12 protein-coding genes are annotated in these 14760 nt (G+C 61.8%); 7 read left to right on the top strand and 5 right to left on the bottom strand.

Going from position 1 to position 14760, the window contains the following annotated elements:
• Positions 1–238: 238 nt before the first annotated feature.
• The 5 genes from BPHY_RS19375 (at position 239) to BPHY_RS19355 (ending at position 9450) form a co-directional block, all read left to right on the top strand.
• On the top strand, positions 239–2800 hold the full coding sequence (locus tag BPHY_RS19375; protein ID WP_012403141.1) for an FHA domain-containing protein: 2562 nt from the start codon (positions 239–241) through the stop codon (positions 2798–2800).
• Positions 2787–4160, top strand: coding sequence for an HlyD family efflux transporter periplasmic adaptor subunit (locus tag BPHY_RS19370; protein WP_012403140.1), 1374 nt, complete (start codon positions 2787–2789; stop codon positions 4158–4160). Before BPHY_RS19375 ends, BPHY_RS19370 begins: the two co-directional genes overlap by 14 nt.
• A 97-nt stretch (positions 4161–4257) precedes the next feature.
• The gene (locus BPHY_RS19365) at positions 4258–5010 is read left to right on the top strand and encodes a peptidylprolyl isomerase (RefSeq protein ID WP_012403139.1); all 753 of its coding nucleotides are present in this window, start codon (positions 4258–4260) and stop codon (positions 5008–5010) included.
• A gap of 34 nt (positions 5011–5044) precedes the next feature.
• A complete protein-coding gene (locus BPHY_RS19360; protein WP_012403138.1) occupies positions 5045–8101 on the top strand; it encodes a peptidase domain-containing ABC transporter in 3057 nt (1018 codons plus the stop codon).
• Positions 8098–9450: a sigma-54 interaction domain-containing protein gene (locus tag BPHY_RS19355; protein WP_012403137.1), complete on the top strand. Its 1353-nt coding sequence runs from the start codon at positions 8098–8100 to the stop codon at positions 9448–9450. The genes BPHY_RS19360 and BPHY_RS19355 overlap by 4 nt, the downstream gene beginning before the upstream one ends.
• Positions 9451–9474: 24 nt before the next feature.
• On the opposite strand, the gene BPHY_RS19350 is transcribed toward BPHY_RS19355, so the two are convergent.
• On the bottom strand, positions 9475–10245 hold the full coding sequence (locus BPHY_RS19350; protein ID WP_012403136.1) for a PP2C family protein-serine/threonine phosphatase: 771 nt from the start codon (positions 10243–10245) through the stop codon (positions 9475–9477).
• Between the two features lie 5 nt (positions 10246–10250).
• Positions 10251–10535, bottom strand: coding sequence for a hypothetical protein (locus BPHY_RS19345; protein ID WP_012403135.1), 285 nt, complete (start codon positions 10533–10535; stop codon positions 10251–10253).
• A 454-nt stretch (positions 10536–10989) separates the two neighbouring features.
• On the opposite strand from BPHY_RS19345, the gene BPHY_RS19340 reads away from it, so the two are divergent.
• The gene (locus BPHY_RS19340; RefSeq protein WP_012403134.1) at positions 10990–11520 is read left to right on the top strand and encodes a lecithin retinol acyltransferase family protein; all 531 of its coding nucleotides are present in this window, start codon (positions 10990–10992) and stop codon (positions 11518–11520) included.
• Positions 11521–11598: 78 nt separating this feature from the next.
• Positions 11599–11841, top strand: coding sequence for a hypothetical protein (locus BPHY_RS19335; RefSeq protein ID WP_012403133.1), 243 nt, complete (start codon positions 11599–11601; stop codon positions 11839–11841).
• Positions 11842–11913: 72 nt separating this feature from the next.
• Here BPHY_RS19335 and BPHY_RS19330 read toward each other — a convergent pair whose 3' ends face one another.
• The 3 genes from BPHY_RS19330 to BPHY_RS19320 all read right to left on the bottom strand — a co-directional run bounded on the left by BPHY_RS19330 (position 11914) and on the right by BPHY_RS19320 (position 14479).
• Positions 11914–12165: a DUF2866 domain-containing protein gene (locus BPHY_RS19330; RefSeq protein ID WP_012403132.1), complete on the bottom strand. Its 252-nt coding sequence runs from the start codon at positions 12163–12165 to the stop codon at positions 11914–11916.
• A gap of 229 nt (positions 12166–12394) precedes the next feature.
• Positions 12395–12706, bottom strand: a complete 312-nt coding sequence (locus tag BPHY_RS19325) for a hypothetical protein (RefSeq protein WP_012403131.1) — start codon at positions 12704–12706, stop codon at positions 12395–12397.
• A 39-nt stretch (positions 12707–12745) separates the two neighbouring features.
• On the bottom strand, positions 12746–14479 hold the full coding sequence (locus BPHY_RS19320; protein ID WP_012403130.1) for a M30 family zinc metallopeptidase: 1734 nt from the start codon (positions 14477–14479) through the stop codon (positions 12746–12748).
• Positions 14480–14760 lie beyond the last annotated feature (281 nt).

The raw sequence follows: 14760 nt of genomic DNA, 5'->3' as shown, positions 1-14760 counted from the left end.
CCGAACAAGGCGAAAAGCCACGGCTGGAAAACGCTGGCACGGTTCTTAAAGGAAACACCAGGGAGCCGCTTGCCGTATTCGACCGCATTAGCCATACCCATAATTGACTAACCGCATGCGTGACTTAAAATTCCTGATTAGCCGCTCATATCGTCAGATGACCGGCTACGTCGAACACGCCTTGGCCGCCGCGCCCATCGAACGCTCTGTTCGTGTCCGCGCTTAGTGACGCAAAGAGATGAATCCCGGCGAAGCTCCGATTGCTGAGATGCGGGCGGCTCTGGACAAGGAGTTCGATGTCCTGCTGCTGCCCGTCTCGCACGCGTCTCTCGGCCCCATCCGCATCGTTGACCATCTGTTCGCGATCGGCCGCAGCGAGGCGCCGTTTGCGGACTATCCGCGCGATCTGATCACCAGACTTTCGCGGCGTCACGCGCGCATCTTTAGCGAGCATGGCGCAGTCTATGTGGCCGATCTCGACAGCAAGAACGGCACGACCGTCAACGGCATTGCCGTGCGGCAGACGCCGTCGCGCGTGCGCGCCGGCGACGAGCTGTGCTTCGGCGGCGACCTGACTTACCGCGTCGCCATCGAACCCCGACCGTTCAGTTCGGCATCTGCGCGCGGCGTGCAGCATCTGACCGTCACGCTCGAGCCGCAGCGCATCGATCTGGGGCTTGAGCCGATCGATATCAGTGCGTTTCCTTTCCTCGTCAGCAAGACGGATGAACTCTTCGCTCGCTATAAAGACCGCTATCCCCATCAGGTCAATTACATTTCACGGCGTCACGCGCACATCTTCTTGAAGAGTGGCGAGCCGTGGGTCGAAGACCTCGGCAGCACCAACGGTACGTTCGTGAATCACAAGCGTCTCGGCGAATCGGCCGTCGCACTGCAAGACGGCGACACAATTGGATTCGGCGGCGATCATTTCGTCTATCGGATAACACTGGCGAAATCGTTCGAAATCGAGCCTACCGTGACCCAGATGACGCCGCCTGCCGCCGCGCTGGGCGTGCCCGTGAGCGCCATACCCGCCACGCCCGCAGCACCCGTCGCACCCGCAATGGCGATGCCCGCGGAAGATCCCGACAAGACGACCTTCGTCGGCGCGGCGCACTCGTTTCTCGACATCTTCTGCGTCGATCACGCGTTGCAGCGCGAAGACGAAGTCAACGAAAACGCCCCGCCTCTGACGCCAGAAGAGTCGACGGAAGCTCAGGCGAGCCGTCGTCCGCACCGCCGCTGGCAACTGCTGATGCGTGAGGTGATGCGCACGTTCGCGGCGGGCGACCGCGCGACCGTGCATCGCATCGGCTGGGGCGGACTGGCCGTGCTGGTCGTCGTTGCAGGCCTTGCCTTCACGCTGTACATGCGCGGCGCGACCGAACGCGAAGTGAAGAACCTGCTCGCGGCGGGCGAATACGAAAAGGCGGCGGATATGGCAACGTCGTCTTTGCGGCGCCATCCCCTCAGCGATGCAATCCGGACGCTCGCCAGTGAAGCCTTGATGAAGGCGCGCGTGCCCGGCTGGCTGGCGGCATTGCAGGCGAAGCAGTTCGACCGTGCGGCGGCGCTGATCGAAGGCATGCGTGCGTCGAGCGGGAACAATGCCGATGCGCTCGCGCTTATCGATCAGCTGAAGTGGGTGGGCGACCTGGAGAACTTCGTTGTGGGCCGTGGCGGTCCCGATGCGCCTATTCGCATTTATAGCGACGAAGGGCGCATCTCGGACCTTTTGAAACGCTGGAACGATGACGCTAAAGGACATCAGCGGATACTCGACCGCATTGCGTCGTATGTGCCCGAATTTACCGAGCCCTATGCGCTGGCGATGAGCCATCTGCGCAAGCTGCAAAGCGACGATTCGGTGTACCTCGCCGCGATCGAACGCCTCAATGCGGCTATCGCATCGGAGTTGGCGGCGGACAAGCCGGATGCACTGCCTGCCGTGCTCGACGACTACGCGCAGCGCTATCCGCGTCTAGCCGGACTCGATGTGGCGCGAGCCGACCTTCGGCAGTACACGGACATCTTCAATGAAATGACGGCGCGTCACCTCACGCCGTTGCTGCCGCTGATGAAGCGTGCTCACTTCAGGACGCCGCCGTTTGAGACGCAATACAGGCAACTGGGCGCGAGCCGCCTGCCTTCCGCCGATGTGATCAGCAGGCACGACGCAGCGAGTGCCGCATGGCAAAGCGGTGACAGCGAACAGGCGCTGGCCGCGTTGCAGTCGATGCCGGCGGGACCGTGGTCCGACGTGATTGCTGCGGAACTCGCGCACAAGAAGGCGCTACTCGGTCAGTTTGCCGATCTGCAGAAGAACCGCGGTTCGGGCGATCGCGACGACAAACTGCTGTCCTTCTACGCCAGTCTCGACCCCGTCGAAGATGCGTATTACGTGCGCGCCGTTCAGGGCGATGTCAACGCGTTGCGCGACAAAGCGCTGGTACGTGCGCAAGATCTGATCAACCGGGCGCAGACATTGTGGCGCCAGTATCGCGCGAACGGTTCGATCGGCGGCACACAGCGGCTGGAGTCGGGCATCTCTGAAGGCTTCCGCAGTCAGGCGCGTCTGCTGTCGGGCGCCAATACGTCGGCGCAACAGGGCATGCGCGTCTATGCGCAACTGAAGGCGCCGCATCCGGACGGCGCGGACAAGCTGCTTGACGACATCGACGCCGAAACGCAATTGCAGCGCCGCTCGTTGCAGGAATTGCGGATGGTGCTCGAGCCGGGCTTGCTCAAATCCAAGCTCGCGTTGATTGGAGGCAGTGACGAAAGTGAAGCGCGATAATCACCCTAAGCCGCTCTACGAGGCGCTCGAAGATCACAGCGCAGAGGGCGTGGCGATCCTCACGGCGGAGCCCGTGCGTATCGCGCAGGCACTCGTGCTGGCGATGGTCGGACTCGTCGTCGCGGGTTTGCTGTGGTCGTTCTTCGGGCGCGCGGATGTGATCGTCACGGCGCAAGGCACGCTTGCGCCGGAATCGGACGTGCGGCGCATCTATGCGCCCATCGACGGTGAACTCACCGACCTGTATATCGCCGAAGGTCAGCCGGTCTCGAAGGGCGACGTGCTCGCGCGGATCAATGCGCGCGGCGCGATCGAAGCGGCGACCAATGCGCTGCAGGCGCAGCTGAAACTCGAGGACGCCGAGCGCGAGTGGAAAGAGTTCCCGCAGAAAAAAGAACTGATGGAACGCAAGGCAGCCGCGCTCAAGGATCAGCTCGAAGTGGAAGAGCGTCTGCACGAAAACCGCATTTCCGAAGGCACGACGAAGCTCGCCGAAGGCCAGAAGGCGCAACTGGAAGAAGCGCGCAGTACACTGGACAACGCGCGCCGCGCACGCGATGCGGCGCGCCAGGAAGCGGACAAGTACGCGCGCCTGTTCGCGCAGCCGGGCGGCGGCGGCGTCGCCGAGTTGCAGGTGGAAGCGAAGCGCAATACGTATATGGAAGCGGAAAACGCCTACCGTGTCGCGCAATCGCGGCTCACCGAACTCGACTTCAAGCTCAGTCACGAATACGCCGAGGCGAATGCGCAACTCGAAACGAGCGGCCAGCAGGCCACGACGCTCCAGCTTCAATACGACGATCTGATTCGCGAGATCACCAGCACGGAAGAGAAGCTGCGCCTGCAATTGCAGACGGCGCGCCTCGTGGCGGAGGCAGCCGCGCGAATCCGTTTCGAAAACATCGACAAGGACAATTTTCTGCTGATACTCGCGCCGACTTCGGGTGTCGTCACCGACGTCACGTCCACGCAAACGGGCGACAAGATCCAGGCGAACGCGCCGCTTGGCGGCATCGCGCCGAAGGACGCGCGCCCCGTGCTGAAGATCGAGATTGCCGAGCGCGACCGCGCGTTCCTGCACGAAGGCATGACCGTCAAGCTGAAATTCAACGCGTTTCCGTACCAGCGCTATGGGCTGATCAACGGCACGCTCGCGTATATCTCGCCGGCAACCAAGCCGTCGGCACAGGACAAGCAGCCTGTCTACGAGGGCCGCGTGCAACTCGACAGAAATTACTACCAGATCGCGGAGAACCGCTATCCGTTGCGTTACGGGATGACGGCGAGCGCCGAAATCGTCGTACGCGAACGGCGGTTGATCGATCTGGGGCTGGACCCGTTCAGACAACTGGCCGGATAGCGGGCAGTGATCAGAACGCGCTGCATCGCAGGATTGACCACCAGTACAACCGCCAGCCCGCTTGTTCGTTCGGGCCACCACTAGAGGAGCGGACGAGATGACCGCGATCGTACGTATCGATGATGAAGTCGTGGATGTCGGCGAATTCATACGTCTACTGAAACTCACGGGCCAGTTCGAAAGCCTGATCGAGCAGATGGTGCGCGACAAGCTGGCTGTGCACGCCGCCAAAAAGCACGGCGTGACCGTGAGCGCCGACGAAATCCAGGAGCGGGCCGACCAGTTCCGGCGCGTGCGAGGGCTGCATCGCGCCGCCGACATGAACCAGTACCTCGATACGTTGAAGATCAGTCTCGACGACTTCGAGGCGTTCATCACGGACGGCCTGTTCCAGGAAAAGATGCTCGACCAGGTGGGCAGCGACAGCGAAATCGAAGAGTACTTTTCGATGAATTCGCCCAAGTTCGACGCGCTCGAAGTGAGCCATATCCTGCTCGACGACGAAGGCAAGGCCAAGGAAATGATCTCCTATCTGCGCGAGGACCCGGATGCATTCGCCGAGATGGCGCGCGAGCATTCAATCGCCGATACGAAGGACTCGGGGGGCGTGATCGGCAAGGTGTTGCGCGGCTCGCTGAAGCCAGATATCGAGGCGAAGATCTTCAATGCGGGAGTGGGCGATCTGCTGGGACCGTTCGCGTCGCCGGACCGCTCGTGCTTCGAGATCTTCGCCGTGACGGCGAAGTACCCGGCACAGCTCGATGCGGACGTCGCATCGGAAATCAAACGGCTGTTGCGCGAACAGTGGCTGATGGCGCGCGCGCAGGAACACATCATCGAAGCGCTCTGACTGACGCGCGCTGCTGCCGGGGATCGCAAGCATCATGGATGCACCGCAAACCACGCCTTCCACTGCCGATTTTCTGTCGACGGTCGAGATTCTGTCGCCGTTCACGCGTGATGAACTCGAACGCATCGCAGAGCATGTGCAATCGCGCTTCTATTCGTTTGGCGAAACGGTGTGCAACGCCGGCGACCCCGCGGACGGCCTCTATGTGATCAAGACCGGCTCGGTACGCATCTTCACCGAAGAGCACGGCAAAGAGATCAGCATGGGCGTGCGCAAGACGACTGAAGTCTTCGCCGATATCGCGATGCTGCGCGCCTACGTGCATGAATCGTCCGTGCGTTCGTCGGGCAAGACCGAGTTGCTGTTCATTCCGCGCGCGGCGATCGAGCCGATCATCGCCGGGAATCCGTCGGCACTCGCATTCGTCGCGAGCTATGTCGCGATCAATTCGGCGGGAGGGTTCGTTGCCCAGCTATTCGATCTGCGCGGCAAGCTGAACAAGCAGGAACTGGAAGAGTACGTGCGCAGCGTGGGCGTCAAGCGGGTCGCCGCAGGCAAGGAGATTCTCAGGCAGGACGCGCGCGACGACCGGCGGCTTTATGTGGTGCGGCAGGGCGAAGTGCGCATCGTGCGCCACGAAGACGGCAACGACTACACGCTCGCAACGCTGCGCGAAGGCGAGATTTTCGGCGAGAAGGCGTGCCTGATGCGGCAGGAGCAGACGGCTTCGGCAATCGCCACGACGGATACGCGGCTGCTCGTCATCCCCGAGCGCACGGTGCATTTCATCCTCGAACGCAATCCGAAACTGCGCGAGGTGCTCGACGAACGCATCAAGTACGCCGACCGCGAACTGGACCGGCAAAAGCGCATCGAGCAGCGGCGCAAGCTGCCGCTGCGACTTGACCTGCACACGAAGCCGGAGATGGGCGAGCGCGTGATCCGCCGCTTCGGCCTCGTCGAACAGGCGGAGGAGATGGATTGCGGCGCCGCGTGTCTCGCGATGATCTGCAAGCACTACGGCATTCCGATGACGCTGGGCAAGCTGCGCGAACTCGCCAATGTGACTACGCAAGGCGCGACACTCGACAGTCTCGCGCGTGCAGGCGAATCGCTCGGCTTTTCGGCCCGCGGCGTGCAGTGCACGTTCGATTCGTTGCGTGGCTTCGATCTGCCGTTCATCGTGCACTGGGAGGGCTATCACTACATCATCGTGTATGGCGTATCGAAAGATCATGTGTGGCTCGCCGACCCTGCTTTGGGCTTCCGCAAGCTGAGCCTCGAAGACTTCGAGCGCGGCTGGAGCGGCACGTGTCTATTGTTCACGCCCGGGCCGAATCTCGTGCAGCTATCGGCGTCGCGTTCGCCGTGGTTGCGCTTTATCGGCTATCTGACGCCGTATAAGAAGATCTTGCTGCATCTGTTTCTCGCGACCTTCGTGATTCAGGTGCTGGGCGTGATACCGCCGTTGATCATCCAGAACATTCTGGATGGCGTGATCGTGCATCAGAACATCAGCCTGCTGCATCTGCTGATACTCGGGCTGATCATTTCGAACGTGTTCTCGCAGCTGATGTCGATGATCCGCGCGTACCTGTCGAACTTCATGGTGCGCAACATGGACTTCGCGATGATGTCGCAGTTCTTCAGGCACACGATGTCGCTGCCTTTCTCGTTCTTTGCCAAACGCAAAACAGGCGATATCTTCGCGCGCTTCCAGGAAAATCAGACGATACGCGCGTTCCTGACCGAGTCGACTGTGACGACGGCGCTGAATCTGCTGATGGTGTTCATCTACTTCGCGATCATGTTCTTCTACAACGCGAAAATGACCTTCGTGCTGATCGCTTTCGTCATCCCCATCATGGCGCTCACGTTGATCGCGACGCCCAGGATCAAGAACTATGCGCGTGAGACGTTCGCTGCTGCGACGGATTCGAAGTCCTTTCTGATGGAAGCGCTGTCGGGCGTCGAAACGGTGAAAGGCATGGGCATCGAACGGCCCGTCCGCCTGCGCTGGGAAAAGAAGTACGCGAAAGCGCTCGAAGTGCAATACCGCGCGCACGCATTCAACATTCTGATCGGCTTTATCAGTCAGTTGCTGAACGCGGCGACGACCATAGCGATTCTTTGGGTCGGCGCGAATCTCGTGCTCGCGCGTGAAATGACGATCGGTCAGCTGATCGCCTTCAACGCATTCATGGGCAGCGTGCTGTCGCCGCTGATGGGGCTGGTCGGTTTGTGGAGCATGCTCAACGACGCAGGCGTCGCGATGGAGCGGCTGGGCGACGTGCTGGATATCGAGCCCGAGCAGAAGCCCGAGGATCTCCCTTCACGCGTGATGCTGCCTGACCTGCAAGGCGAGATCGGCCTGAACGGCGTCTACTTCCGCTATGGCGACACTGACAGCGCCTATGTGCTCGAGAACATCAGCTTCGACATCAAGCCGGGCGAGCTCATCGCCATCGTCGGCCGCAGCGGGTCGGGCAAGACCACGCTTGCCAAGCTGCTGGTCGGTTTCTATACGCCCAGCGAAGGCAAGATGACCGTCGACGGTTACGACATGAACGTGATCGACAAGGCGTTCTACCGCGCGCAGATCGGCTATGTGATGCAAACCAATCTGCTGTTCTCGGGCACGATTGCGGAGAACATCGCGAGCGGCGACGACACGCCTGACCGGCGCCGCATCGAGGAGGTGGCGAAGATGGCCGACGCCCATGCATTCATCGCGAAGCTGCCGCTGGGCTATGAACAGATCGTGGGAGAGCGCGGCATCGGTCTGTCGGGTGGGCAGATACAGCGGCTGTGCATTGCGCGTGCGCTGTATCACGATCCGCGGCTGCTCGTGTTCGACGAAGCGACCTCGGCACTCGACACGCAGTCGGAAAGCAATATTCTCAGCAACATGCACGACATCCTCAAGGGGCGCACGGCCGTCATCATTGCGCACCGTCTCAGCACGATCATGCGCGCCGACAAGATTCTGGTGCTCTATGAAGGCGCAATCGTCGAACAGGGGCGTCATGAGGAACTGGTCAACCGGAAGGGCATGTACTACCAGCTCGTCCAGAAACAGCTGAGCGCATGATGAAGATACTTGACCAGCAGCCCGATGAAAGCGGCTCGGCCCTCTCCTATGCGGGCCTGATCGAGAAGATCGAGATTCTGCGCTCGACGCTGCGCTGGTCGTCGCGGCTTGAACGCGCGGATATCGAAAAGCTCCTGAAACAGGCAAGTTCGTTGCGCGATGAAGTCATGCAGATGTCGCACAAGGAGCGCTTCGTGCAGGCGGCCGTCGTCGAGCCGTTGCGCGGCGACCAGTCGCGCGGCGCGCGACGCCAGGCGCTGCTCGCGCGCAGCTTCATCTTCGAGGGCACCTTCGGCGACAACCCGAAACTGCTGGAAGCGCTCGAAATCGCCGAGAAGGCTGCGCCGACCGATCTGCCCGTGTTGATCGACGGCGAGAGCGGCACGGGCAAGGAACTGATGGCAAAGGTGATTCACGCGAACGGCAGCCGCTCGGACAAACCGTTTATCTCCGTCAACTGCGGCGCGATTCCTGAGAACCTGCTGGAGTCGGAACTGTTCGGGCACAGAAAGGGCGCTTTCACGGGCGCAACGAACGACCGCAAAGGCAAATTCGAGAGCGCGCACACGGGCACGATCTTTCTCGACGAAATCGGCGAGTTGCCTCTGACGGGGCAGGTGAAATTGCTGCGCGTGCTGGAAGCGCACGAAATACAGCGCGTCGGGTCGGACGAACCGATCGGCGTCGACACGCGCATCGTCGCGGCGACCAATCGCAACCTGCGCAAGCTGAGCGAACAGGGCACCTTCCGCGAAGATCTGTTCTACCGGCTGAGCGTCATCCACGTAACATTGCCGCCGCTGCGCGAAAGGCGCGATGAGATTCCGTTGCTGATCCAGTACTTCGGCGATGAAGCGGCGGGCGCGCTGAAACGCCGTCCCGTCAGAATCACGCCTAAATTAAGGGACTTTCTGCTGACGTATGCGTATCCGGGCAATATCCGGGAACTGCGCAACGTGATGTACCGCATCTCGTGTCTCGCGGGCGATATTGCCGACGTCGATCATCTGCCGACAGACATGCGGCCCACGCCGCCCGTTTCCGCGTCGATGTTCGGGGGCGCGAACGAGGCCGCGAATGGCGCCGCAAATGTGAGGAACCTGCTGTCGCTCAGCGACGCGAAGCGCGCCGCCAGCGACGAAGCAGAAAAGGCCTTCCTGCAGCGCGGCTTGCAGGAAGTCGGCGGGACGGTCGCGGAACTCGCGCGCCGCGTGGATATGAACCGCTCGCATCTTCAGATGTTACTGAAGAAGCACGGTCTGCATTCGAAGGACTTCCGTCGCGCACACGCGCAGGCGAATGCGCGCAAGGACGACGAGGAAGCGAACGACGAAGCCGATATAGGATGAGATGCCTGCCGCTTGACGGAGGTGTCAGGGCGCCGGGTTAAGCAGCGTTTTGTCCGACGCTTGCGGGTCTTCCGCCTGCACGACGACGGCCGTGATGTTGTCGCGTCCGCCGCGCGCCAGCGCGATATCCACGAGTTCGTCGGGTGCCTGAAGGCAATCGACGCTGGCAAGCGTCTGCTGTATTTCCGCGTCCGTCACTTCATTGCTCAGGCCGTCGCTGCACAGCAGAAACACGTCGCCGTCTGCGACTTCGATCGCGTCTTCGTCGAGATCGAGATGATCGGTTGCACCGACGGCACGCGTGATGATGTTGTGCGCGGGATGATTGCGCGCTTCCTCTTCGGTCAGATAGCCTGACTGCCGGAGCGCTTCCACCTGGCTGTGATCGCGCGTCAGTTGGCGCAGTTGCCCTTGCCGCAGCAGATAGATGCGGCTGTCGCCTGCCCACAGGTAGCCGCAAAAGCGGTCGCAGGCAAGCAGCACGACGACGGTCGTGCCGATACGTTGAACCTGCCGGCGGCTCGCTTCTTCGCGTAACTGACGGTTTGCGTTCTGCAGGCGCGCGCGTGCGTCGGCCATGCAATGCTTGATGCCTGCCCGTTCCGGCAACTGGCCGAGTGTTTCGATCACCAGCTGGCTCGCGAGATCGCCGACGTCATGCCCGCCCATGCCGTCAGCCACGGCCCAGCGGCCGTACTGCGGCTGGTCGAGGCAAGCGTCCTCGTTGATGTCGCGTACGCGGCCCGTGTCGGAGCGCGCTGCGGAAGCCCAGCGGAATTGGCTGATACAGGTCACGGCATCTAAGCCCGGTTCGTACTGTTGGCGTCAGGAGTTACGTTGATGCTCGAGTTGTTGCCGGTGTTGCGAACGTCGACCGTCTGGAACTGGTTGATCATCTGGTTAGCATAGAAGTTGTTTGTGATGTCGTACAGGTTCACGACGGGTCCGACGCTCGGCGTGTCGTGCACGTACGGCGTGATCCAGCCGAATACCCATGGCGCACCGCCGCCGCCGCTGATAGCGGACATGGCCTTGCGATCGAGTGCAAGGTTGTGAGGAATATCGTCGATGGTGATGGAAGCCATGGCATGTCTCCAGTTGGCCGCCCGTCACGCGGCCGCACAATCAAAAAGGAAGTTGCGACATATGGTGCAAGGGCTGTGCCAATTCGCGGCCCCGTGCGTGGACTTTGTCGCGGACGCTTGCCGGGCGGGCGATAGCGAAAGCACGCGCGCACACGCGTCGCGCGCGCGAGACGCAACACGTTGGCAGCCGTCCAACAGCGCGCCGCGGCAAGCGATGGTATAGCCAACACATGGTTCGCAAGCGCATCGCGTGTGCGATCTGCGAAATGTGATGGTCTGTGCGCAACACAATCGCCAGAATTTCTGTTGGCCCGATCCGTACACTGATGCTGTGCAGAACCCCATTAAATCGGCAAATCATTAGGTAAATCATTGGCTTAGCGTGCCTGGTCCAGATGATGCAAAAGAGCCTGCAACAGTGTTGGCCTTTTGAATCGGATACCGGGGCAAAGCCATGAACCGCAACCTCCAACAATCAGGCAATGAACAAGGTGCAAACCGCGCGGCCGCTTATGCGTCCGCAGATGTCGCGTTCGACGGTTCCAGCGACGAACCCACCCTCGGTGCCCACCTGATCACGCAACGCCGTGGCTACGAACATCACGGCATTTACGTCGGTGGCGGCAAGGTCATTCACTACGCAGGTTTCGCCAAGTCCGCGCATCGCGGTCCTGTTGAAGAAGTGGCGCTCGAAGCTTTCGCCGACGGTCACGCCGTCGCCGTGCGCCCGCATCCCTTCCCGAAGTATTCCGGCGAAGAAACCGTGCTGCGCGCCCGCTCGCGCCTCGGCGAAAACAGCTATCGCCTGCTGACGAACAACTGCGAGCATTTCTGCGCATGGTGCCTGCTCGGCGAAAGCCGCAGTGAACAGGTTCATGCGTGCCTCACGCATCCGCGCACTGGCGTGCATGCCGTCGTCTGCCTGATCAGCGCATTTGTCGCGAACCGGATGAAAACCGGCCGTGCCCTTGTTAACGCAGTATGAGCATCGAAATTGAACACTGACATTGAAGTTCGCCGCGCGGAATGCCGTAAAACAATCAGGAAAGCGAAGGAGACCACCATGAGCCCGACCGGAAAAAACCTGCACTGGGCAGTCGATAAATGGCTCGCACCGACGCCGGCAATGCCGGCGCGTGTCGTGCGCTTCTGCCGCTCGCAGATGCACCGGCGCTGCGTGTGCGTGGAGGCGGTGCGTCCCAACGGGATGCTGTCGATCTTTTTCTTCCGTCACGACGACGGATCATGGAATGTGTTTCCGCCGGCGCAAGCGCGGCCGGCGATGGTTGCGTGGAGGAATGCGTGATGAAGAACGGAGACCAGACGTCGAGCGCGCGCGGCGCGCGTATCGAGCGGCTTGCGCTGTGCGGCGCGCAGGCTATCCGCCAGGCTGGCAGAAGCGTCGCCCGGGCACGTGCGACATTACGGCCTCGGCAATTTGAAGAGGCGTGCTCTCGGCAGGCACGACGCGCCGGAAGGATTCAACGCCGTGCCTGAAGGACCATTCGACGAGCCGGTACGCGCGTCCCCACGGATGCTGTATCGGCGGCGAAACGGTGCAACTCTGAATGGCGAGTGTTTGCGCGCCGTGCAGCGCGCGTAGATGTTCCAGCACCGTGTCTTCGACCATCGTGTGTCTCCTTTCCTGCGAGCAAGCGCGCGATGCTACGGTGAAAACGATCCACCGCCGGACGGATGAAAAATGCCATCGATGTTCGGGCGGGTCGACGGCTCTGCATGGGACCCGAGTAAGGCGCTAAAGCGCCAACCCGGGTCGACAGCGATGTGGGCCGCATCTTTGCAGGCAAGAATTAAACCAGTCTTAAAAGACGTTCCAGTCCTGCTGCCGACGCAGCACGCTATGGCACAGGCAAAACTCGCAACGTCTCTACATGTACCGCAGGCAGCTGCGCCCCATGCATCTCCACTCGCGTGATCCTTCCGTGCACCTCGACCTGCTGGTTTTGCAGCGATATCGCCTGCTCCCGCGTCACGCCCTCGAGTTCGAACACGCCGCGCGCATCGTAGACGACGGGCACGATGAACGGCTCGTTGCCGCGCAGCGCGAGCCGCCCCGCCAGATCGACGGTTTCGCCGCTGTGCAGCGTTGCGGCGCAGGCCGCATGCATCAGCGCGAGTGCGGCGAGTCCCAGATTTCGTTTGAGCGTCACGGGTGGCCCCTGGATAAACTCGATTTCATTGATTCACAATCAGTCGACGACGACGGATAGCGTCGTGCCCACGGGCACGCGCACAGTTTCGCTATACGTACCGCTGACATGAGACCGCACGACAGGGAACGTACCGAGCGCGGCGAGCGTCGCGGGCACGGAGGCCGGCAAAGCACGCGTCGCGCCGTTATACAGCGAAGCCGGATCGATGGCGGGCAACGTGAAGCCGCTCTCGCTGCGCGCCGGGAACGTGAAGCCCGCGACGTTCGACGACAACGGCACCAGACCGCTCGCCGCCGCTGCGAAACCGCGCAGCGTCGACGGCACGGTCGCGCCGGCCCGCGCGTTGCCGATCACTTCGTTGAGAATATCGAGGGATGCCGTGCGGTTCTTGTTGGTCAGCAACGACTGAAAGAACGACAGGCCGAACTGACGGTTCATGAAGCCGCCGAACGAGCCGTTCACCGCATAGCTCTCGCAATCGGTTCCGTACGGCGTCCACGTCGTCAGTCCGCAGTTGTAGCTGCCGTGGCCGCCATACGTCATGTAGGTGATGAAGCGGGCGTCGCGGATCGCGTTGTAGCCGGGCACGATCCCGCTGCTCGCCCAGTCTTCCATCATCATCGCCGTCATTTCTTCAAGCCACGGCTCGAACGCGTATTGCGCGCCCATTTGCACCGAGCGGCGATAGAAGTTCTGCATGTGCATGCTTTCGTGCGCCATCGTCGTCAGCATCTGGTTCATACCGTATGTGCCGCCCAGATAGAGCGTTTCCGAATCCAGATAGAGCGAGATCGACTGGTTGCTGTACGCGAGCTGGCCCGCACCCGTCTTGAAGTTGTTGAGCGCCCAGAAGTAGCCGAGCAGCCCGTACGGCAGGCCGTTGTGATCGAAGTTCATCACCACCAGATCGATCGGCTGATGCGTGCCGTCGATCAGGCTCGACTGACTGTTCGGCCCGTACAGCTTGCCGCCGACGCGCACCAGCATGTCATAGATGCCGCCTGCCTGCGCATACTGCGTGATCAGCGAATGGATGATTTGCGGCGAGATCTTCGACGCGCCGATTTCGCCCGATTCGACCCACAGGTTGACCGTGGTGCCATCGGAGGTGGTGGCCGTCTGTTCGAGTGTCGTCGTGCGCGGCGAATTGTCTGCGTAGTAGAAGGTCCGCGTGTCGCCGACCTGCCAGGTGCCGGCGCTGTAGAAGGCGCTGGTCGCCGCGCCGTTCGTCGAATAGCGCGCCGTTGCCGTGGCCTGCTGATTTGTCGCGAGCTGCGTCCAGCCCTGGTAATTGAAATCGCGGATCGCGGCGAGCGTGGCGCTCTCGCTGCCCGTCGTCGAAGAGGTCGCGGCTGCTTGCGATTGCGCGCGCATGACGGATGTCGACATGTTCGCGCTCAACGTAATCGGCGACATGGTTTGCGTGCCCGCGCTCTCGTTCGTGAAGACGAGCGTCACGTTCTGCCCGGACAGCCCTTTGATGCTGACGGGCACGTCGAGAGCGGATGCGTTGGGATTGATCGCCTGCCAGATGCCCGCGCCGCTGCCCGCGTAGGTCGAATCGTCGGTCGCCGAGCAGCGTTGGCAGGCCGCGTGCAGCTTGCCGTCGGCGGCGACGATCGGCACGTCGCTCGACGCAGGCGTGCCTTTGGCCGTGTTCGAGACGGCGGTGCTGTTGCCGCCTCCGCCCCCGCCGCATGCCGCGAGCGTGGCGACTAGCGTCAGGGCCGCGACGCTTGCCGCTATCGATGTGGTGCGCTGGCTGCCCATCGCAGTGTCCTTTCCGGCGTCGCCGGTTCGTGCGGCGAAGTCGTGCGGACCGCGCCGGTATGTCAATCGGTGATGTGCGCAAAAGCGGACTCGCAAGGGTCGACGCACAAGGCGAGACTGACTACGGAACGCTGCAGCAACGGGCGAGGCGCTTGCCTCTGCCGGAATATCGGCGCTGCGGCAGGCGACTTTAGACACGCAAGCCGCTTAAAACGAGGGTCAAAGCGCAAGGAAACGCATCGCACATGAGATGGGCGCGAAGGGCGCTCCATGCAGTGCAG

Origin of the sequence: Paraburkholderia phymatum STM815 (assembly GCF_000020045.1) — a bacterium.
Taxonomy (GTDB): domain Bacteria; phylum Pseudomonadota; class Gammaproteobacteria; order Burkholderiales; family Burkholderiaceae; genus Paraburkholderia; species Paraburkholderia phymatum.
The sequence above is the reverse complement of the archived record's forward strand: the minus strand, read 5'-3'. Positions and strand labels throughout refer to the sequence as shown.